Here is a 21,577-nt window from a genome sequence, read left to right on the forward strand (position 1 = left end):
ATCGTTTTGCGGGAATCTAGGAGAAACTTGCTCTTTTTTAGAGAGTGATTCCATAGAAAAACGAAGGTTTTTTCAAGGGCGAATTATAATGGAATAGATGGGAGGCAAACAAGGTGGCATAATGCTTGAATCTTATTTTTATCTCTACAAAAAAGGTCGTCTGAAAATCTGTTTCAACGAAATGAAACGTTGATACCCGTTTTCAGGCGACCTTGTGTTTTTGTGGAAGGATTAATAATCGACCTTAATCTTGGGCGTTTCCTGCGCCGCTTCGTATTCTTCTTCCAGCTCAAACCGCAGCGGATACAAATCCAGCTTTTCCATCAGCAGGCGGTCGCCGTCTTCGTCGGGGTTTTCGGTGGTTAAGAGTTTGTCGCCGTAGAAAATTGAGTTCGCGCCCGCCATGAAACACATTGCCTGCATGGATTCGGGCATATTGCTGCGTCCTGCCGACAGGCGGACATAGCTGTGCGGCATGGTAATCCGCGCCACGGCGATGGTACGGACGAACTCCGTCCAATCCAAATCTTCGGCATCGGCAAGCGGCGTGCCTTCCACTTTGACAAGCTGGTTAATCGGCACGCTTTCGGGCTGCGGGTCGAGGTTGGCGAGGCTGGCAATCAGTCCGGCACGCTCGGCGCGGGTTTCGTTCATGCCGACGATGCCGCCGCAACAAACTTTCAAACCGGCATTGCGGACTTTGCCCAAGGTATCCATGCGGTCTTCGTGTTTGCGGGTATGGATGATGTCGTTGTAGCGCTCGGGGTCGGTATCGAGATTGTGGTTGTAATAGTCCAAACCTGCTTTTTTGAAGTCTTCCGCCATGCCGTCTTCGAGCATACCGAACGTGCCGCAGGTTTCCATGCCCAATCCTTTGACGGCTTTGATGATTGCGGAAACCGTTTCCACGTCTTTGGGTTTGGGGCCGCGCCATGCCGCACCCATGCAGAAACGGCTTGCGCCGCGCGATTTGGCGATTTTGGCTTTTTCAACGATTTCATCTACATCCATCATCTGCTCTTTGCCCAGATTGGTGTTGTGGTGCGCTGATTGCGGGCAGTAGGCGCAGTCTTCGGGACAACCGCCGGTTTTGATGGACAACAACGTGGAAAGCTGGATTTCGCGCGGGTTGAAATTCTGGCGGTGTATTTCGGCGGCTTGGTAAACGAGGTCGAGGAATGGAAGTCCGAACAGGGCTTCGACATCGCATTTTTTCCAATAGCGCGCGGTCGGATGCGGCTTGCGCTCGGTCTTACGGCGCAAGGCGACGGGAGAGATGGTCATAGTGTGTTCTTTCGTATTTACAGCGGCGCAATGACGCTGACTGCCTGACTGCCGGCGCAATGACGGCAGCGGCACGGTTGGAGTGAAACGTCGTCTGAAAACAGACGAGGAGGAAGTGTAACGCGTTTGAAAAACGGGGGCAAAAAAATTCTAGTCGGCGGTCAGCAAAGGCTTGACAAATTCTGCTTATTTTTTGGGAATTTTATCTGCCTGTTTTTTAATCAATTATATTTTCTTCTTTTATATCAATTATTAATTTGATATATCCACAGCGGAATTCACATAAAGCATGGATAATCGGAAGCAAGGTAAGGAGGTATTTTTTTATCTGGTCATTCCAATTTTCAGAATATTGGGAAAAGGTCGTCTGAAACATACACGGTAATTTCAGACGACCTTTTTACATTTAATTTTTACACCTGTCAGGCTTGATGAAGTTTGCGGATATAGTCCACTTCTTCTTTGCTGCCCATGAAGACGGCGACGCGTTGGTGCAATCCGACCGGCTTGACATCCAGCATGTCGGTCTGTCCGTCGAAAGCTGCGCCGCCTGCCTGTTCCAAAATCAGGCTCATCGGGTTGGCTTCGTACATCAGGCGCAGTTTGCCCGGTTTGGAGAGATCGCGTTTGTCTTGAGGGTACATGAACACGCCGCCGCGCATCAGGATGCGGTGGATTTCGGCAACCATGCTGGCAACCCAGCGCATATTGTAGTTTTTACCGCGACTGTCGGTTTCACCTGCCAGCAATTCGTCGATATAACGTTGGACGGGCGGCAGCCAATGGCGGCGGTTGGACATATTGATGGCAAATTCTTTGGTGGTTTCGGGAACGCGCGGATTTTCATTGGTCATCACAAAATTGCCGTCCTCGTCCAAAGTAAAGACGGAAACACCGTGTCCGACGGTCAAGACCAGTTGGGTTTGCGGGCCGTATAAAACATAACCTGCGGCAACTTGATCTCGGCCTTTTTGCAAAAATGACGCCGTTTCCAAATCGCCTTCGGGTTTCTCCAAAATGGAAAAAATTGTGCCGACGGAGATGTTGACATCAATGTTGGACGAGCCGTCCAGCGGGTCGAACAAAACCAAATAGCGTCCGTCAGGATGGGCGGCGACAAAAGTGTCTTCCTCTTCGCTTGCCAAACCGGCAACAGACGGATTGTCTTTTAAGATACGGATAAGAATATCGTTGGCGATAACGTCGAGTTTTTTTTGGTCTTCACCTTGGATGTTGCCTGTACCTGCCATACCCAAAACGCCTGAAAGCGCGCCGAGGCGGACTTTTCCGCTGATTTCGCTGCAGGCGGAGATGACGGATTCCAATACGCTGCCTAATTGTTCGGGCAGGGCGTTTTGCTGTAAATGTTCCGGAAGGAATTGCGCGAATGTGGTCATGTCAAACTCGATTTCTTGAATGATTTTGAAAAACGTCCGAAGAAGGTTCAGACGAGGTTTGAAGAAGGAGAGAGTGTTTATTTGCTGTCTGAAGCGGCGCGCTTGCCGTCCAATCCGACAGTTTCTTTCAAACAGTCCGTGGTGCTCTGTTTGATTTGTTCTTTGACGTTTTCACTGATATTGCCCGACAGGATGGCAGACATATCTTCCACCGAAATGCGGTCTGCCATCTTTTCGGCAGTGCAGGTGCAGACTTGAAGTACGGTTTCTTCCGAAAGCAGGCTTGTTTTCGGTACTTTGGCGACGCATTGCTCCGTTGCGCCTTCGACAAAACCTTTGCGGAATTCGCTTTTGAATTTGTCGGTAACGCTGTCGGAAGACCCGTCTGAACAGGCGGTCGCGGCAAGGGCGAGGAATAAGGATAATACGTTGGTTTTTTTCATCATCGGACAGGAAGGATAAGTTTGGTTCATTGTAATTTAAAACCGCTGCGCCTGCCAGCCGGAGGTGGCAAGGCTTCAGACGACGTAGGTTAGCGCAACTTAAGGTATAATGACGCCCCGCCCGCATCGGTGGCTTCCGTTTGCAGGCAGAAGAATAACAAGAAAGAGTATCAGGAATATGTTGAAAAAATGGCTGAACAAAGTTTTGTCCGGCAGACAGAGCAGGCAAACCGAGGTTCGCAAAGAAATCATCCCCGCTGAAGAATACCGTATCAGCGCGGATATGATCAGTTTTGCAGCGGAAAAAACCGTCAAACGTTTGCAAGAGGAAGGATTCAAAGCCTATATCGTAGGTGGGGCGGTCAGGGATATGCTGTTGGGTGTAGAGCCTAAAGACTTCGATGTCGCCACCGATGCCACGCCGGAGCAGGTGAGAAAAATTTTCCGCCGCAGCCGCATCATCGGCAGGCGTTTTCAAATCGTCCATGTCATGACAGGTCCGGAAACCATAGAAGTAACGACATTCCGCGGCGGCGGCAAGGTGCAGCAAAACGCGCACGGCAGGATTATGAAAGACAACACTTATGGCAGCATAGAAGAAGATGCGATGCGCCGAGACTTTACCTGCAATGCGTTGTATTACGATCCGATACGCGAAGAAATTTTGGATTTCCATAACGGCGTCAACGATATAGCCGACAGAAGCCTGGTTATGATAGGCGATGCTGCGGAGCGGTACCGCGAGGATCCTGTCCGTATCCTGCGCGCCGTACGCTTGTCGGGCAAACTTGGCTTTTCGGTGGAAGAATCCACTGCCGCGCCGATTCCCGAGTATGCTAGTCGTCTGAAACACGAACCCGTCGCCCGCCTGTTTGACGAAATCATGAAGCTGCTGTTTTCCGGCCATGCGCGGGAATGTTTGAAAAAGCTCAACAGCTTGGGTGTTTCAGACGACATCCATCCGCTTTTGACTGCGTTGAAATCGGCGGAAAAGGCTGAAAACCGCATTATTTCGCTTGCACTGAAAAACACTGACGAGCGGCTGCGTCAGGACAAATCGGTTTCAGTCGGCTTCGTCTTGGCTGCCGTACTGTGGCCGGATGTCAACCGACGCTGGCAACAGAATCTGGCACAGGGGCAAAAGCCTGCGCCTGCACTGACAGACGCTATTGAATCCCTGCGGAGCGATGTTGAAAAAGGTTGGGGCGTGCCGCAGCGTTTTGCCGCGACCATGCGGGAAATCTGGCAGTTCCAACCGCAATTCAAACAGATGCGCGGCGCCCGTCCGCACCGCCTGCTCGCGCAGCAGCGTTTCCGGGCTGCTTACGACTTTCTGGTGTTGCGCGGCGAAGTGGGCGAGATTGACCGCCAAACGGTCGAATGGTGGAACAGTTTCCAGCATGCCGATGAAGGTTTGCGCAATGAAATGACAACAAACCATGCTCGTGCGCAGGGCAACGAAGGTGTGAAAAAGAAACGCCGCCGCCGTCCGTGCAAAAAGAAAACGGAACAAGGGCAATAGAGATAATAGTCGAAAAGTCGTCTGAAAACGGGTATGACAGGTTTTCAGACGACTTTTTTCATGGGGTTAGAACGGTTGTTTCAAATCTGCCAATATTTTAAGAAATTCAACTGAAAAGGTCGTCTGAAAAACTGTATTTCTGACGACCTTTCCTATATTTTAATTTAATTATCAAACCATTCAGTCTTTCGCCGTGTTCATCAGCCGCAGGGCTTTGAGGCGGCCGATTTCGTTTTGGTATTCCACCAAGCCGATAAATGTTCCGCTTCTGTCGTAAACGCGGATGGGCTGTTCGGCAGACATGTCCTCGGTAAACTGCGGGCGTTGGCCGCATTTGAGCATGGTCACGGCGCGGTCGTTCAGTTCGATTTTGGGGAGGTGCCGCACTAAAACGTCGCAGGGCAGGAGCAGGGCGTCGCGGTCGGTTTCGTTTAATTCTGCCAAGGCTTCGAGCGTGTGGCTTTCGCGGATGGAGAAACCGGCGGTTTCGGTGCGGCGCAGGGCGGTCAGGTGGGCGAACGTGCCGATGTGTTTGGCTATGTCTTCGCTGAGGGTGCGGATGTAGGTGCCTTTGCTGCAACGTACGTCGATGACGGCTTTGGGCGCGTCAAACTCGGTAATATCAATGGCGTAAATGGTGATGTCGCGCGGTTTGCGTTCGATGACGATGCCTTTGCGGGCGTATTCGTACAGCGGTTTGCCTTCGTGTTTGAGGGCGGAAAACATCGGCGGCACTTGGCGGATGTTGCCTGTCAGGGCTTGGCATGCCGTCTGAAGTTCGGCTAAGGAAATATCGGCTCGGGCGGTAGCGATGATTTCGCCTTCGGCGTCCCCCGTGCTGCTGGCTTCGCCGAGTTTCAGCGTGGCGGTGTAGGCTTTGTCGGCATCCAGCAGATATTGGGCGAACTTGGTCGCTTCGCCGAAGCAGACGGGCAAAAGTCCGGTTGCCAAAGGATCGAGTACGCCGGTATGTCCCGCTTTTTCAGCGTTGTAGAGGCGGCGGGCTTTTTGCAGGGCGGTGTTGCTGGAAAGTCCTTCGGGCTTGTCGAGCAGAAGGACGCCGTTGACGGGGCGTTTGGCGGGTTTGGCGGTCATGTCAGTGAAGGAGGAAGGAAAGGGATAAGATGGAAGTGCCGAGTAGGATGATCGGCGTTTCCGATATTGTTTTTCTGAGGATGATGTGGCTGTGCGGATTTGGTGTTTCTACTGTGTAGCTGCCTTTTTTCAGACGGCCTTGCTTTAAAAGCGTGATGCGGCCGCCGGTACGGCGGAAACTGGCATGAAACAGCGGTTTGGAGAGAGGTGCTTCCCGCCCGTTTAGGTCGGTGATGCGGAAGGGGATTTGTCCGTCTCCATCATGCCAAACCGAGTAATGCCCGTTTTTACCTATGTGGATTTCGTTGCCCGATGCGGTATTAAAGACAGTTGTCCCTTTGCGCAAACTGAAAGCGTAGCAGGCACAATAGGAGAAAAAGACTAAAAACAATAGAAATTCGGGAAAAGTCATGGATATATCCTAAAGCAGAGCAAGGAGGCCGTCTGAAACAGATCTTCGGTTTTAATACCGGGTGTTCAGAAGAGCTTTATTTTTAATCTTCCACCGGCTTTTCCGCCGCCACTTTGTCGATGAGGCTGGAAATGCTCATGCCGCGTTCGAGCGATTCGTCGTATTTGAAGTGCAGTTCGGGCGTTTTGAAGAGTTTGATGCGTTTCGCCAACTCGCTGCGCAAGTGGCCTTTGGCGTGTTCCAAGGCTTCTTCGGTGATGTCGCGGGTGCTGTCGTCGAGGACGGTGTAGAACACGGTGGCGTGGCTGTAATCGCGGGTGACTTCGACTTCGTTGATGGTGATGAAGCCTGCGCGCGGGTCTTTCAGGCCGGTGCGGACCAGCTCGGCCAGTTCGCGCATGATTTGTTCTTTGACACGGTCTTGGCGGGCATAGCCGCGTTGCGGTTTTCTCATGGTTTTCCTTAAACGGCGGCGGCCGTTTCAACTTTGTTTTCAGACGGCCTGTGTGAAATAAATGCGGTATTATAACGGATATACGGCAATTTGAGGCTGTCTGAAAAGGAGTTTGGCTATGCAGAAAATCAAAATCGGATTGGCGGGGTTCGGCATGTCGGCGCAGGTGTTCCATCTGCCGTTTTGGCGTGCGGATGCGCGGTTTGAAGTCGTGCGCGTGTTTGAACGCAGCGGCAACAAAGCTCAGGCAGTCCTGCCGCAGGCGCAGACCGTGCGCTCGTTTGAGGAGTTGCTTACCGATGATGTGGATTTGGTGGTCGTGACTACGCCGAACCAGACGCATTTCGATTTTGCCGCTCAGGCTTTGCGTGCGGGTAAAAATGTGGTGGTGGAAAAACCGTTGTGCGCCACGGCGGCGCAAGCTCGTGAATTGGCGGAACTTGCCGAGCGGCAGGGCGTATTGCTGACCGTTTACCAAAACCGCCGTTGGGACAGCGCGCCGCTGACCGCCAAAAAACTGCTTTCAGACGACCTTTTGGGCGAAATTGTGGATGCGGAATTCTGTTTCGAGCGTTATGCGGCTGCATTGAACAAAAAACGCTGGAAGGAAACGGGCGAGGCGGGCGTGGGGCTGGTGTACGATTTGGGTTCGCACCTCATGGATATGGCAGTCGATATTTTCGGAATGCCTGACGAACTTTATGCCGATGTGCGCTATCAGCATGAAGGAGCGGTCAGCGACGACAATTTCTATATCGCGCTCTATTACGCCGACGGCAAAAAAGTCGCCCTGACCGCAAGCAAATATGCCCGCGAACCTTTGCCGTTCATGACCTTGCACGGCAAACGCGGTTCATACGTCAAACAAAACGCCGACAACCAAGAAGCCTTGCTGCTCGACGGCGCGCAACCCGTCGGATCGTGGAATCGTGAACCGGAAGACGAATGGGGCATCCTGCATACGGAAATCGACGGAGCGGTCGTCCGCAAAAATATCGAAAGCGTCAGCGGAAATTATGCGGCGTTTTATGAAAACCTTTATGACGCGCTGCAAGGCAAATCTCCCGCAGCAGTGCAACCGCGCCAAGTGGCGGAGGTGCTGGGGCTGCTGGAAAAAGTATATGAAAGCGCGAAATCGGGGTGTCGGGTTAAGGTGTAGGGAGATTAAAAGTTACAGGGAACAGGATTTCTGAAATTTTTTAAAATACAGAAGATTAACTTGGAAGTTGCTATTTTCTCCTATGCCTGTGCGAGGACAAGCTATGGTAGAAAGCCAGACCTTGGCTATTTCTTCGGTAACATTTAAAAATTGCCGTAATTCCTAATTTCCAGATGCCTACCTTTATCGGAATGGCGATGTAGGCATTTCTATCATTTTTAAGGCTATGTTTTCTGTCGAATGCGAAAAGGTCGTCTGAAAACTTTTTAGCGGAACACGCTATATTCGTTTTCAGACGATCTTTCATATTTTTTATTGAAAGACAGGCAGAGGCTTATTCCTCAGGACGTTCGCCGTCGGTGTCGTCCAGTTTGCCTTCGGTAATATCAACGTTGATACCCACGGCGGCGCGGATTTTGGCGTCGATTTCGTTAGCGATTTCCGGGTTTTCTTTCAACCATACGCGGACGTTGTCTTTGCCTTGTCCGATTTTGGCGCCGTTGTAGCTGTACCATGCGCCTGATTTTTCAACGATGTCGTATTTGACGCCGAGGTCGATCAGTTCGCCTTCCCAGCTTACGCCTTCGCCGTACAGGATATCGAATTCGGCTTGGCGGAACGGAGGGGCGACTTTGTTTTTGATGACTTTGACTTTGGTTTCGTTGCCGATAACGTCGTCGCCTTTTTTGATTTGTCCTGTGCGGCGGATGTCGAGGCGGACGGAAGCGTAGAATTTGAGGGCGTTACCGCCGGTGGTGGTTTCGGGGCTGCCGAACATCACGCCGATTTTCATACGGATTTGGTTGATGAAGACAACCAGTGTGTTGGTGCGTTTGATGTGGCCGGTGAGCTTGCGCAAGGCTTGGCTCATCAGGCGGGCTTGCAGGCCAACGTGGCTGTCGCCCATTTCGCCTTCGATTTCGGCTTTGGGTACGAGGGCCGCTACGGAGTCAACGACAACCATGTCCACGCCGCCGGAACGTACCAGCGTGTCGCAGATTTCCAAAGCCTGTTCTCCGGTGTCGGGTTGGGAGAGGTAGAGTTCTTCTACTTTAACGCCGAGTTTGCGGGCGTAAATCGGGTCGAAGGCGTGTTCGGCGTCAATAAAGGCGCAGATACCGCCGTTTTTCTGGCATTGGGCAATGGCTTCGAGACAGAGCGTGGTTTTACCGGAGGATTCGGGGCCGAAGATTTCCACGACACGGCCGCGCGGCAGACCGCCGACGCCTAGTGCCAAGTCCACGCCGAGCGAGCCGGTGGAGATGACGTCAAGGTTTTCTTCTTGCTGGCTGCCGTCCATTTTCATGATGGAGCCTTTGCCAAAGTTTTTTTCAATTTGGGCAAGGGCGGCAGCTAGGGCTTTGCTTTTTTCGTCTGACATGGTGCTGTTCTCGTAAGGGATGTTATCAAAGTAGCTAAGAATTTGTTTAGCTATTATCGCATAAATTAAGAAAAAGTATAGTTTTATTTCGGTTTTATTTCATATTTTGGATAATTTGTTGTTAACTATATGAATTATATGATTTATGAGTTGTATGTTTGGATGTATTAAGAGTGCTGAAAGGTCGTCTGAAAGCGAATATTTCATTTTCAGACGACCTTTTTGAGATTTGAACTCAATAAATAATGTTTTTGCCGTAGCTTTCCAAAATCGATTTGATTTTGAGGATGGTTTCTTTGGGAGGCGGGTGTACGCCGGTGAGTTTGTAGGTGTCGCCGCACAATGCCCATTTGTGCGCGCCCAGTTCGTGATAAGGGAGGAGTTCGACCATTTCGACGTTGTCCATGTCTGAGATGAATTCGCCGAGCAGGTGGGCTGAACGGTCGTCGTCGGTATAGCCCGGCACGACGACGTAGCGGACGCGGGCGGGCTGTTTGCGTTCGGCGAGGTAGTGGGCGAATTTGAGGGTTTTGGTGTTTGGGATGCCGACGAGGACTTTGTGGATTTCGGGGTCGATTTGTTTTAAATCGAGCATGACGAGGTTGGTGTGGTCGAGCAGGTCGTCAAGGATGGAATCGTAATGCAGGGCGTAGCCGTTGCTGTCGAGGCAGGTGTGGATGTCGTGTTCGCGGCAGGCGGTGAACCAGTCGCGCACGAATTCGTATTGCAGGAGCGGTTCGCCGCCTGTGGCGGTAACGCCGCCGCCTGTGGCGCGCAGGTAGTGGCGGTAGGACATGACTTGCTTCATGACTTCGGGCACGGTCATTTCTTGGGCTTGTTCGGTGTGCAAGTCCCATGTGTCGCGGTTGTGGCAGTAGAGGCAGCGCATGAGGCAGCCTTGCAGAAAGAGGACGTAGCGCAACCCGGGACCGTCCACTGCGCCGCAGGATTCTACGGAATGGACGATGCCTTTGCCGTTGTAATGGCGGTGTCCGAGGTCTTTGGCGGGGGCGGGTGTTTCGGGGTTGATGGCGATAGATGTCTGCATGGTGTCTGATGTACCGGATATTGGGGTCGTCTGAAAACTTGTTTTTGTGTTGCAGAGGGTTCTTCTTATTGGATTAATATGCGGGCATTGCGTTCCCTTTTGTGGGAAGTTTATGGGCTGTTTGGGAATAGGTAAACGCGTTTTAGTGATATAGTGGATTAACTTTAAACCAGGACGACGTTACCTCGCCTTAGCTCAAAGAGAACGATTCTCTAAGGTGCTGAGGCACCAAGTGAATCGGTTCCGTACTATATGTACTGTCTGCGGCTTCGTCGGTCTTGTCCTGATTTAAATTTAATCCACTATATCAAACCATTGCTTCAGGCAAAATCAAGCCGGGTTCCGGATAATCCGTCCCCCGGCTTGGTTTACTGTAAACCCTTTGCTTTACATGGTTTGTGTAAAGGTGCGGGTAATCACGTCAAGCTGCTGTTCGCGGGTCAGCGAGTTGAAGCGTACGGCGTAACCGGACACGCGGATGGTCAGTTGCGGATATTTGTCCGGATTGTTCATCGCGTCTTCCAGCGTTTCGCGGGTCAATACGTTGACGTTCAGGTGTTGGCCGCCTTCCACTTCTCCTTCTTCGTGGTGGAAGTAACCGTCCATCAGGCCTGCGAGGTTGCGTTCGCGGGAGTTTTCGTCTTTACCCAATGCGCCTGGCACGATGGAGAAGGTGTAGGAAATACCGTCTTTGGCAAACTCAAACGGCAGTTTCGCTACGGAGGTCAGCGAAGCGACGGCGCCGTTGACATCGCGACCATGCATCGGGTTGGCACCCGGACCGAACGGTGCACCTGCGCGACGGCCGTCCGGCGTATTGCCGGTTTTTTTGCCGTATACGACGTTGGAGGTAATGGTCAACACGGACTGGGTCGGCGTCGCGTTGCGGTAAGTTTTGTGGGTTGCCACTTTTTTCATGAAGCGTTCCACCAAATCGCAGGCAATATCGTCCACGCGGTCGTCGTTGTTACCGAACTGCGGATATTCGCCTTCGATTTCAAAGTCGACGGCAATACCGTTTTCGTCGCGAATCGGTTTGACTTTGGCGTATTTGATGGCGGACAGCGAGTCAGCGGCCACAGACAAACCGGCGATACCGCAGGCCATAGTACGTTTCACATCGCGGTCGTGCAGCGCCATCAGCGCGGCTTCGTAGCTGTATTTGTCGTGCATGTAATGGATGATGTTCAATGCGGTAACGTATTGGGTTGCCAGCCAATCCATGAATTTGTCCATGCGCGCAAAGACCGTGTCGTAGTCCAAGACTTCGTCCATAATCGGTTCGGTTTTCGGACCGACTTGGTCTTTGGATTTTTCGTCCACGCCGCCGTTGATTGCGTACAGCAGAGTTTTCGCCAAGTTGGCGCGTGCGCCGAAGAACTGCATTTGTTTGCCGACCACCATCGGGCTGACGCAGCAGGCAATGGCGTAGTCGTCGCTGTTGAAATCCGGACGCATCAAATCGTCGTTTTCGTATTGGATGGACGAAGTATCGATGGACACTTTGGCGCAAAACTCTTTAAAGCCTTGCGGTAGTTGTTCGGACCACAATACGGTGATGTTCGGTTCGGGAGACGGACCCATGTTGTACAGGGTGTGCAGCACGCGGAAGTTGGTGCGCGTTACCAGCGTGCGGCCGTCCAAACCCATACCGCCGATGGATTCGGTTGCCCAAATCGGGTCGCCGGAGAAGAGTTGGTCGTATTCGGGCGTGCGCAGGAAACGGACCATACGCAGTTTCATCACCAAATGGTCGATAAATTCTTGCGCTTGGGTTTCGGTAATTACGCCGTTTTTCAGGTCGCGCTCGATGTAGATATCCAAGAACGAAGACACGCGACCGAACGACATAGCGGCGCCGTTTTGCGATTTAACGGCTGCAAGGTAGCCGAAGTAAGTCCATTGGATGGCTTCTTGTGCATTTCTCGCAGGACCGGAAATGTCGTAGCCGTAAGAGGCTGCCATTTCTTTCATTTGACCCAAGGCTTTGTATTGTTCGTTGATTTCTTCACGGCGGCGGATAACTTCTTCCAAATCCACGCCGTTTTCCAAATCGGCTTGCAGCGAATTGAATTGATTGAGTTTGTCTTTCATCAAGAAGTCGATACCGTACAATGCCACGCGGCGGTAGTCGCCGATGATGCGACCACGACCGTAAGCATCCGGCAAACCGGTGATCACACCGGATTTGCGGCAACGTCGGATGTCGGGCGTATAAACGTCAAACACGCCTTGGTTGTGGGTTTTACGGTATTTGGTAAAGATTTCGCTGACTTCGGGGTTCAACTCGACGTTGTACACTTTGCACGCGTCTTGTACCATTTTCAAACCGCCGAACGGCATGATCGAGCGTTTCAGAGGCTCGTCTGTTTGCAGGCCGACGATGGTTTCCAAATCTTTATCGATATAGCCCGGTGCATGGCTGGTAATGCCGGACACAACTTGCGTGTCGATTTTGTAGGGTTCGTGCGTGCGGTTTTCGACTTTGATGCCTTCCATCACTTCCGCCCACAGTTTGGTCGTCGCCTCGGTCGCAGGCGCGAGGAAAGACGCATCGCCTTCATAAGGCGTGTAGTTTTTCTGAATAAAATCGCGCACGTCGACATTGGTTTCCCAATTACCGCCGACAAAACCTTCCCAAGCGGCAGGGCGTTGCTGTACATCGGTTGACATATCAAGCTCCTAATTTGTCAGATAGAATTTATAGGTAGAAGAAATTTACCTTTGCAGAATAGCACTTTAGCTCTATGAAGTGTAACGATTGGCGGAGATGTGAACGTTTACCCGATATTTTTTTGACTTACATCAATGAGAACAGTTATTACTTAAAACTACATTTTATTTTTCAAGCCTTTAGCGTGTAAACAAGTGTAGAATATAAAATTAAGCCCTGAAAACTTGTCCGGTTTTCAGGGCTTTTGTATGGGGTTGGGGTTTCATGGGGTTACATATTCTTTAGAAGAAGGTAAGTCGTCTGAAAAACTGAAATACTGTTTTTCAGACGAGCTTGATGCAAAGAAAAACGGCATATCCGAAAAGATATGCCGTTTATGGGTGCAGGGACTGCTATATTTGGCAGTGGTTTGTGTTTTAGTCCTCTTGCGCCGCTGTTTGCAGGTAGTTCGGCAAACCGACTTTGCCGATCAGTTCCTGCTGGGTTTCGAGCCAGTCGATGTGTTCTTCGTTGATGTCTTTTTGTTTTTCCAACAAATCACGGCTGACGTAGTCTTGCTGTTGTTCCGCGATGGCGATGGCAGTGATGAGGGCATCGTGTTTTTCCTGTTCTTTTGTCAAATCGCAGGACAGGATTTCCTCAGTTGATTCGCCGATCAGCAGTTTGCCCAATTCTTGCAGGTTAGGCAGGCCTTCCAAGAACAAAATACGCTCGATTAAATCGTCTGCGGATTTCATTTCGCGGATGGACTGTTTGAAGAAATGTTCGCCCAATTCTTCAAAGCCCCAGTTTTTCAAAATGCGGGCATGCAGGAAGTATTGGTTGATGGTAACCAAGAGCAAGCCCAAGTTTTTGTTCAGCTCGCGGATAACTAAGCGATCGCCTTTCATTTTCAGCTCCTTATACGCTTAATTACAGTTGGCTTTGGTAGTAATTGCCTTCGCCGACGAGTTCGATCAGACGCAGTTGTTGTTCCAGCCAGTGGGCGTGATCTTCTTCAGTGTCTTTCAACTGGGCAATCATCAAATCACGGGTAACGTAGTCTTGTGCTTCTTCGCACAGTTTGATGCCTTTTTTCAACGCGTCGCGTACTTCGTATTCGGTGTTCAAATCCGCTTTAAGGCAGGAAATCACGTCGGTACCGATGTTCAGTTCGGCACGGGTCATTTTAGGCGTACCGCCCAGCATCAGAATACGGCGGATGAAGTCTTCGGCGTGGGTTGTTTCTTCTTCCATCTCATGATTCAGACGCTCGAACAGTTTGTTGTAGCCCCATTCGGAGTACAGGCGTGAGTGGATGAAGTATTGATCGCGTGCAGCCAGCTCGCCGGACAACAGTTCGTTCATATAATCGATAACAGCTTGATTGCCTTGCATAATTCTTTCTCTTTCTTTGAAATTGTAAAGTGTCTGTAAAAAACATTGCGTGTTGTTTCTTGATGGCTGAATTGTATGAAAAAGCCTGACGCTTGACAAATTTTCTATTTAAAATACAAACAATTATCAAAAGAAACAGAAGCCTTAAAAGGTCGTCTGAAAATTCAATACCTTGTTTTATATAGATATTTGTTGCCATTGGTATTAAGAATCCATTTCAACATTCAAAAATATTTACACTTTTTAACCATAAATAAAAGCAAATAAATTACAAAACCCAATCAAATTTTATTATTAATTATTCTCAAATGCTTTTATAGTGGATTAAATTTAAATCAGGACAAGGCGACGAAGCCGCAGACAGTACAGATAGTACGGCAACCGATTCACTTGGTGCTTCAGCACCTTAGAGAATCGTTCTCTTTGAGCTAAAGCGAGGTAACGCCGTCCTGGTTTAAAGTTAATCCACTATATCGTCAAACTGTGCCGCAGTACGCATATAGTGAATGACGGTTGAACCGGGATAAACGCCGTACCGATTCAAATTTAATCTACTCCCCCTCCGTCCAATAAGATGAACCGTGATATAATTACGAGTTACTTTTTGATAAAAATCATTTGAAATACATATCACCATGAAACAAATTCGCAACATTGCCATCATCGCCCACGTCGACCACGGCAAAACCACATTAGTTGACCAACTGCTGCGCCAATCCGGTACATTCCGCGCCAACCAGCAGGTTGACGAACGCGTGATGGACAGCAACGACCTTGAAAAAGAACGCGGCATTACCATCCTCGCCAAAAACACCGCCATCGATTACGAAGGCTACCACATCAACATCGTCGACACTCCGGGACACGCCGACTTCGGCGGCGAGGTGGAGCGCGTTTTGGGTATGGTGGACTGCGTTGTATTGTTGGTAGATGCACAGGAAGGCCCGATGCCGCAAACCCGTTTCGTTACCAAAAAAGCCTTGGCTTTGGGACTGAAACCGATCGTCGTCATCAATAAAATCGACAAACCGTCCGCCCGCCCGAGCTGGGTCATCGACCAAACTTTCGAACTCTTCGACAACTTGGGCGCAACCGACGAGCAATTGGACTTTCCGATTGTCTACGCTTCCGGCCTGTCCGGTTTCGCCAAACTGGAAGAAACCGACGAGAGCAACGACATGCGTCCGCTGTTCGACACCATCTTAAAACACACGCCCGCGCCGAGCGGCAGTGCGGACGAAACGCTGCAACTGCAAATTTCCCAACTCGACTACGACAACTACACCGGCCGCCTCGGCATCGGCCGCATCCTGAACGGACGTATCAAACCCGGCCAAGTCGTTGCCGTAATGAACCACGATCAACAAATCGCCCAAGGCCGCATCAACCAGCTTTTGGGTTTCAAAGGTTTGGAACGCGTACCGCTTGAAGAAGCCGAAGCCGGCGACATCGTGATTATTTCCGGTATCGAAGACATCGGTATCGGCGTAACCATCACCGACAAAGACAATCCCAAAGGTCTGCCGATGTTGAGCGTGGACGAACCGACACTGACCATGGACTTTATGGTGAACACCAGCCCGCTGGCAGGTACCGAAGGCAAATTCGTGACCAGCCGCCAAATCCGCGACCGCCTGCAAAAAGAGTTGCTGACCAACGTCGCCCTGCGCGTGGAAGATACCGCCGATGCCGACGTGTTCCGCGTATCCGGACGCGGCGAACTGCACCTGACCATTTTGTTGGAAAACATGCGCCGCGAAGGCTTTGAACTGGCAGTCGGCAAGCCGCGCGTCGTGTACCGCGACATCGACGGTCAAAAATGCGAACCATATGAAAACCTGACCGTGGACGTACCGGACGAAAACCAAGGCGCGGTAATGGAAGAACTCGGCCGCCGTCGCGGCGAACTGACCAATATGGAAAGCGACGGCAACGGCCGTACCCGCCTCGAATACCATATTCCCGCGCGCGGCTTAATCGGTTTCCAAGGCGAATTCATGACCCTGACGCGCGGTGTCGGCCTGATGAGCCACGTATTCGACGACTACGCGCCTGTAAAACCCGATATGCCCGGCCGCCACAACGGCGTACTGATTTCCCAAGAGCAAGGCGAAGCCGTCGCTTATGCCTTATGGAATCTGGAAGACCGCGGCCGTATGTTCGTATCACCCAACGATAAAATCTACGAAGGCATGATTATCGGCATCCACAGCCGCGACAACGATTTGGTAGTCAACCCGCTCAAAGGTAAAAAACTCACCAACATCCGCGCCAGCGGCACCGACGAAGCCGTGCGTCTGACCACGCCAATCAAGCTGACGCTGGAAGGTGCGGTCGAGTTTATCGACGATGACGAGCTCGTTGAAATCACGCCGCAGTCCATCCGTCTGCGCAAGCGTTACCTGAGCGAACTGGAACGCCGCCGCCACTTTAAAAAGCTGGATTGATTCCACTAGGCTGTTGATGAAATGAAAAAAGGTCGTCTGAAATTTTCAGACGACCTTTTTTACAGAAAATGATTAAGTTGTTAGAGCTTTTTAAAACAGTCATGCAAAAAAGCGAACAGTGTAAGCAATACTAAAATTATTTACGTTTTTTCTATTTATCAATGATGACCGCAACCGCCGCCATGACTTTCTGTAAATTCTATCATTAAATGGTGCTAAAACGACCTAAAACTTTATTTTCTACATTGCTATTTAATACTAAACGAGTTAAAAATTTATCTTTAAGCCAAAATTACAGCGATATTTGAGACTGAGTTATCATGCCTGTCAGAAAAATTCCCAAAAATTACCGCAATATCACCGGAATGGCCGCCCATTCTAAGTCTGTAGGCTGCGCAGCTTATGAATCTTCTTTGGAACGGGATTTCCTTAGTTTATTGGAGTTTTGTCCCGATGTAATCCGCTTCGAGGTACAACCGGTTTCTATCGAATGGTTTGATGATTCCGGCAAAAAGCATATGTACACACCTGATGTTTTGGTGCACTACAAACCTAGTCGGCAACCTGTTACGATAATTCTCTATGAAGTCAAATACCGAAGCGATTTGAAGAAAAACTGGTCAGTATTGCAGCCAAAATTTAAGGCAGCAAGAGCATTTTGCCGACAAAAGGGCTGGATGTTCAAACTGGTCACTGAAGTTGAAATTCATACAGTCTATCTTCAAAACGTGCGATTTCTGCTGCCCTATATGCGGAATGCCGTTGTGCATGAATATTACGAGCCATATATGATACTACTTGACCAAAAATTAAAAGAGCTTAAAACAGCTACTCCGAGAGAGCTAGTTGCAACTGTTTTTCAAGATGAGTGGAATCAGGCAAAGATTTTACCAGTGTTATGGTATCTAGTGGCCGTAGGAGAAATCGGTGCAGATTTGAACCTACCGCTGACGATGAATTCTACATTATGGAGAAAGCGATGAATACCGGAAAGGCTGTGTTAGATATTCGACCGGGGGCAATGGTCGAATTTAACGGGATCTGCTGTGTAATTACAAACATTGTGGATTTGGACACGGTTTTGCTGACTGAGTTAGAAAGCCGTAAAACTTATCAAGTTAAAGTGGCGGAGTTGTCCTCCATAACGAATGAACCTTCTTCCGCACAAGATTTAAATACCATTGATGCACAAGAATGGTCCATAGCAACAAAACGTTTTGAGATTATCAAGCCTTTACTAGACAATAAAAAACGGACGAAGAAAGCCGTTGAAGAAAGAGCTGTACAGTTTGGTGTTCATGCCAATACCATTTACCGATGGCTTCGAAAATACCACGAAACAGGTTTGCTGACGGGTTTATTCAAACAACACCGAAAAGACAAGGGCCGTTACCGTATTGACGACAATGTCGAAAAGATCGTCCAATCAGTTATTGAAAAAGAATATCTGACCAAACAAAAAAAGCCAGTTCAACAAATAATTAACGAGATCAAACGGCAATGCTTGGATGCAGGATTTGCATATCCTCATAACAATACTATCCGTGCCCGTATCAGCAAGCTGGATCCTCAATTTAAGATAGCGAAAAGACAGGGAAAAAAAGCTGCTGAGGAGCAATTTAAACCGTCTGAGGGCAGTTTTCCCAATGCGGACTTTCCGTTAGCAGTCGTTCAAATAGACCATACCAAACTAGATATTATTTTGGTTGATGATGTTTACCGTAAACCAATTGGTCGTCCGTGGATCACAATGGCAGTTGATGTGTTTAGCCGAATGATTCCCGGATTCTATATTTCCTTTGATCCACCTAGTGCATTATCGGCAGGATTGTGTCTGGCTCATTCCGTACTGACAAAAGAAACATGGCTTGCCCAGCATGAAGTGGAAGGCTTGTGGCCGTGTTGGGGATTACCGCGAAAAATCCATTTGGACAATGCAAGAGAATTTCACGGTAAAGTATTGGAAAAAGCCTGTAAACAATACGGCATCGACATTGAATGGCGTCCGGTGGCACGGCCACATTTCGGTGGCCATATAGAGCGACTGCTGGGTACGGTTTTACAGGAAATTCACACTTTGCCCGGTACGACTTTTTCCAATGTTGTCGAACGTAGTAATTATGATTCCGAAGACAGTGCAGTATTTACACTGTCGGAATTTGAAAAATGGCTGACAATTTTCATTACTGGTGTGTATCACCAGAGAATGCATTCAGCATTGGGTATGTCGCCGCTGGCCAAATATAGAGAAGGCATATTCGGTACTGACTCTCTTCCGGGAACAGGTATGCCGCCTAAAGTCCTAGATGAAACCAAATTCCGATTGGATTTCATGCCTTTTGAGATGAGAACTGTCCAGCAATATGGCGTATCCATCCATAAAATTCATTATTGGCATGATGCACTTCGCACTTGGATTGGTGCAACAGAACCGGGAAACCCGAAAAGAGCCCGTCAGTTTGTGTTTCGATTTGATCCCCGTGATCTCAGCGTAATCTGGTTTTTTGACCCTGAATTGAACAGCTATTTTTCTATCCCTTATCGGGACAGTTCCCATCCAGTTATGAGTATTTGGGAATTAAGGGAAATCAACCGCCAACTCAAACAGGAACACAAATCCAACATTGACGAAAGAATGATTTTTTCAGCTTATGGCAAGATGCGCGAGATGGAAGAACAAGCTCAAGGCAAAACCAAAGCGGTACGCAGAGCGATGCAACGACGTAAAAACGAAAGTATTGCTATAAGCAAACCAGTTTCCAAAGATAATAATGGTATCAACAATACCGTCACTGCTTTTCCGCAAACGGATTTGCTGGAGACTGAAATGTCTTTTGAAAATGTACAGCCGTTTGACGACTTGGATGATTTGTCATGAAATATCCTCATTTGCACAAAAAAACCGCCACATATTTGGATGCTGACACAGAGGAACGCATCTGGCACATCCGTTCGCCGCATTGGATAGGTTATCCCCAAGCTGAGCACATTTTGAACAAACTGGAAGATCTTTTGGTTTATCCCAAAATCCACCGTATGCCGAATCTTCTGATTGTCGGAGATACCAATAACGGTAAAACCATGCTGGCTCACCGTTTTTTGAGAAAACATCCTGCTGACCAAAATTTGGATGGTGACAGTGTATTAGTTCCTGTACTGCTGGTTCAGGCTCCACCTGTTCCGGATGAAGGAAGATTTTACAATACCATTTTAGATGCAATCTTTGCACCATATAAATCGCATGACAGAATAGATAAGAAGCAGACTCAAGTCATACACTTACTCAAACGTATGCAAACTAGAATGCTGATTATTGACGAAATCCATCATATCTTGGCTGGTAGCATGAACCGGCAAAGGGCTTTTCTGAATGTCATCAAATATCTAGGAAACGATTTACAAATACCGATTGTCGGTATAGGCACTAAGGATGCTTTCCGTGCGTTGCAAACTGATCCGCAGTTATCCAACCGATTCGAACCAGCTGTTCTGCCTAGATGGAACTTAGATAGAAATTTTCTTCGGTTGTTGGTTAGCTTTGAAAGAATGATCCCCCTGAAAAGACCGTCTGAACTGCAAACGAGAGAACTTGCCGTCAGATTGTACAATATGAGCGAAGGATATATTGGAGAGCTATCTCGGGTACTGACAGAAGCTGCCGCAACTGCTGTACAAAATGAAACGGAACAAATAAATCATGAAGTGCTTGATTCAATCGGCTGGGTAACACCTACTGAGCGGAAGAGGCAAATAGACAAACTGGCTTAGATATGTCTGACTTACATCTTTGGCCAGCACATCCCCATCCGTATCATAATGAATTACTGTCTTCATGGCTGGTTCGAACGGTACATGCGAACGGACTAAAAGTTCAGACATTTTGCAACTTAGTCTTTGGGAACAATTATGAGATATGGAATCGGGACATTGACAGATATATTCCAGAGTGGATAGTTACAAAGCTAAGTGAAAAAAGCGGAATAAGTGCGGAGAAAATCGATAGAACTTCACTACGGCGTTTTCAGGGCATTTTGTTTGATAAAGTACGTCCATCAGGACATCTGACGTGGGTAAACAGTTTGCAGATATACCATCGGAAACGCGTAGGATACGGTTTATTGTTCTGTCCATTGTGCTTGGCAGAAGACTATGAACCTTATTTTAGGGTGTCATGGCGTGTTGCCTGCTATACCTTTTGCCCAAAGCACAAAGTGATACTTCACGACAGATGTTCACATTGTGGTGCGGGTGTTGCATTCCATCGGCAAGAGATGGGAAATATGCAAGAAACAGCGTTTCGGCCCCTCAAATTCTGCTGGCAGTGTAAAACCGACTTGGCTTGTACAGAAACACAACCCGTTACAACTTGGAGTGGTAATACACTTGAACAATGGCGAAGACTGTTAGTTTGGTTGGAACACTACCCGGTAGAAAGTTCACAAAACAGTTATAGAGACAGTTTGAAAATATTGCACCACTTTGTCACGCTATTAACTTCACAACGACTGGCACCGAAATTATATTCCTATTTATGCCTAAAAACCGGTTCACAACCACAAAAAATTGACAAAAGCAAGCGTACAGCATGGGAAAGCAGAGAACTGATCGAACGCCACCATACTTTGGATTTATGTTGGTGGCTGATCGATAATTATCCGGACAATCTCTTTCAGGCATGGAAAGATGGTGTTTTGCGCTATAACCATATGCTGAAAGATTTTGATGATTGTCCAGACGAGTTCAAAAAGCTGATTGATGTTCTAAACCGAAATATAAGAAAAGAGCTTTATCGTAAGACTATGTTTTGAAAATTATTGAATTCATTATAGTCAATTAAAAAACAAAATAGTACAACACTCAACTTTGAAGGTCTAACCATGGCAT

General features: G+C 48.8%; 18 protein-coding genes. 7 read left to right on the plus strand and 11 right to left on the minus strand.

All coding sequences use genetic code 11. The features are described 5' to 3' along the window. Positions 1-231 precede the first annotated feature (231 nt). The 3 genes from bioB to HMPREF2954_RS01600 form a co-directional block, all read right to left on the minus strand. Complete coding sequence (gene bioB, locus HMPREF2954_RS01590; RefSeq protein ID WP_040667979.1) at positions 232-1,284, minus strand: biotin synthase BioB; 1,053 nt, start codon at positions 1,282-1,284, stop codon at positions 232-234. A 422-nt stretch (positions 1,285-1,706) separates the two neighbouring features. Next, the gene (locus HMPREF2954_RS01595; protein ID WP_045075466.1) at positions 1,707-2,681 is read right to left on the minus strand and encodes a class 1 fructose-bisphosphatase; all 975 of its coding nucleotides are present in this window, start codon (positions 2,679-2,681) and stop codon (positions 1,707-1,709) included. A gap of 77 nt (positions 2,682-2,758) precedes the next feature. Then, positions 2,759-3,154, minus strand: a complete 396-nt coding sequence (locus HMPREF2954_RS01600) for a hypothetical protein (protein ID WP_039406950.1) — start codon at positions 3,152-3,154, stop codon at positions 2,759-2,761. Between the two features lie 148 nt (positions 3,155-3,302). On the opposite strand from HMPREF2954_RS01600, the gene HMPREF2954_RS01605 reads away from it, so the two are divergent. Next, positions 3,303-4,646, plus strand: coding sequence for a polynucleotide adenylyltransferase PcnB (locus tag HMPREF2954_RS01605; RefSeq protein ID WP_070688972.1), 1,344 nt, complete (start codon positions 3,303-3,305; stop codon positions 4,644-4,646). A 180-nt stretch (positions 4,647-4,826) separates the two neighbouring features. Here HMPREF2954_RS01605 and truB read toward each other — a convergent pair whose 3' ends face one another. The 3 genes from truB to rbfA form a co-directional block, all read right to left on the minus strand. Continuing rightward, positions 4,827-5,741, minus strand: coding sequence for a tRNA pseudouridine(55) synthase TruB (truB, locus tag HMPREF2954_RS01610; protein ID WP_045075461.1), 915 nt, complete (start codon positions 5,739-5,741; stop codon positions 4,827-4,829). Position 5,742: 1 nt separating this feature from the next. Then, the gene (locus HMPREF2954_RS01615) at positions 5,743-6,153 is read right to left on the minus strand and encodes a hypothetical protein (protein ID WP_045075458.1); all 411 of its coding nucleotides are present in this window, start codon (positions 6,151-6,153) and stop codon (positions 5,743-5,745) included. Positions 6,154-6,235: 82 nt separating this feature from the next. After that, entirely contained in the window at positions 6,236-6,607 is a 372-nt protein-coding gene (gene rbfA / locus HMPREF2954_RS01620; RefSeq protein ID WP_045075456.1) for a 30S ribosome-binding factor RbfA, read from the minus strand. Positions 6,608-6,725: 118 nt separating this feature from the next. On the opposite strand from rbfA, the gene HMPREF2954_RS01625 reads away from it, so the two are divergent. Then, positions 6,726-7,766: a Gfo/Idh/MocA family oxidoreductase gene (locus tag HMPREF2954_RS01625; RefSeq protein ID WP_045075453.1), complete on the plus strand. Its 1,041-nt coding sequence runs from the start codon at positions 6,726-6,728 to the stop codon at positions 7,764-7,766. Positions 7,767-8,100: 334 nt separating this feature from the next. Here HMPREF2954_RS01625 and recA read toward each other — a convergent pair whose 3' ends face one another. From recA to bfr (HMPREF2954_RS01655), 5 genes are all read right to left on the minus strand, one after another. Further along, a complete protein-coding gene (gene recA, locus HMPREF2954_RS01635) occupies positions 8,101-9,147 on the minus strand; it encodes a recombinase RecA (RefSeq protein WP_009173410.1) in 1,047 nt (348 codons plus the stop codon). Positions 9,148-9,382: 235 nt separating this feature from the next. Continuing rightward, a complete protein-coding gene (gene pflA, locus HMPREF2954_RS01640) occupies positions 9,383-10,195 on the minus strand; it encodes a pyruvate formate lyase 1-activating protein (protein ID WP_045075450.1) in 813 nt (270 codons plus the stop codon). Between the two features lie 387 nt (positions 10,196-10,582). Next, entirely contained in the window at positions 10,583-12,868 is a 2,286-nt protein-coding gene (gene pflB, locus HMPREF2954_RS01645) for a formate C-acetyltransferase (protein ID WP_045075448.1), read from the minus strand. Between the two features lie 417 nt (positions 12,869-13,285). After that, on the minus strand, positions 13,286-13,759 hold the full coding sequence (gene bfr, locus HMPREF2954_RS01650) for a bacterioferritin (RefSeq protein WP_045075445.1): 474 nt from the start codon (positions 13,757-13,759) through the stop codon (positions 13,286-13,288). Positions 13,760-13,781: 22 nt separating this feature from the next. Beyond that, positions 13,782-14,246, minus strand: coding sequence for a bacterioferritin (gene bfr, locus HMPREF2954_RS01655; protein WP_003755417.1), 465 nt, complete (start codon positions 14,244-14,246; stop codon positions 13,782-13,784). 635 nt (positions 14,247-14,881) lie between these two features. On the opposite strand from bfr (HMPREF2954_RS01655), the gene typA reads away from it, so the two are divergent. The 5 genes from typA (at position 14,882) to HMPREF2954_RS01680 (ending at position 21,501) form a co-directional block, all read left to right on the plus strand. After that, complete coding sequence (gene typA, locus HMPREF2954_RS01660; RefSeq protein WP_003765802.1) at positions 14,882-16,693, plus strand: translational GTPase TypA; 1,812 nt, start codon at positions 14,882-14,884, stop codon at positions 16,691-16,693. A 320-nt stretch (positions 16,694-17,013) separates the two neighbouring features. Beyond that, the gene (locus tag HMPREF2954_RS01665; RefSeq protein WP_045075442.1) at positions 17,014-17,676 is read left to right on the plus strand and encodes a heteromeric transposase endonuclease subunit TnsA; all 663 of its coding nucleotides are present in this window, start codon (positions 17,014-17,016) and stop codon (positions 17,674-17,676) included. Beyond that, on the plus strand, positions 17,673-19,571 hold the full coding sequence (locus tag HMPREF2954_RS01670; protein WP_231574669.1) for a Mu transposase C-terminal domain-containing protein: 1,899 nt from the start codon (positions 17,673-17,675) through the stop codon (positions 19,569-19,571). The genes HMPREF2954_RS01665 and HMPREF2954_RS01670 overlap by 4 nt, the downstream gene beginning before the upstream one ends. Further along, positions 19,568-20,461, plus strand: a complete 894-nt coding sequence (locus tag HMPREF2954_RS01675) for a TniB family NTP-binding protein (protein WP_016687574.1) — start codon at positions 19,568-19,570, stop codon at positions 20,459-20,461. The genes HMPREF2954_RS01670 and HMPREF2954_RS01675 overlap by 4 nt, the downstream gene beginning before the upstream one ends. A 2-nt stretch (positions 20,462-20,463) precedes the next feature. Next, positions 20,464-21,501, plus strand: a complete 1,038-nt coding sequence (locus tag HMPREF2954_RS01680) for a TniQ family protein (RefSeq protein WP_045075435.1) — start codon at positions 20,464-20,466, stop codon at positions 21,499-21,501. Positions 21,502-21,577: the final 76 nt, after the last annotated feature.

It is taken from the genome of Neisseria sp. HMSC067H09 (assembly GCF_001814135.1).
Lineage (GTDB): Bacteria > Pseudomonadota > Gammaproteobacteria > Burkholderiales > Neisseriaceae > Neisseria.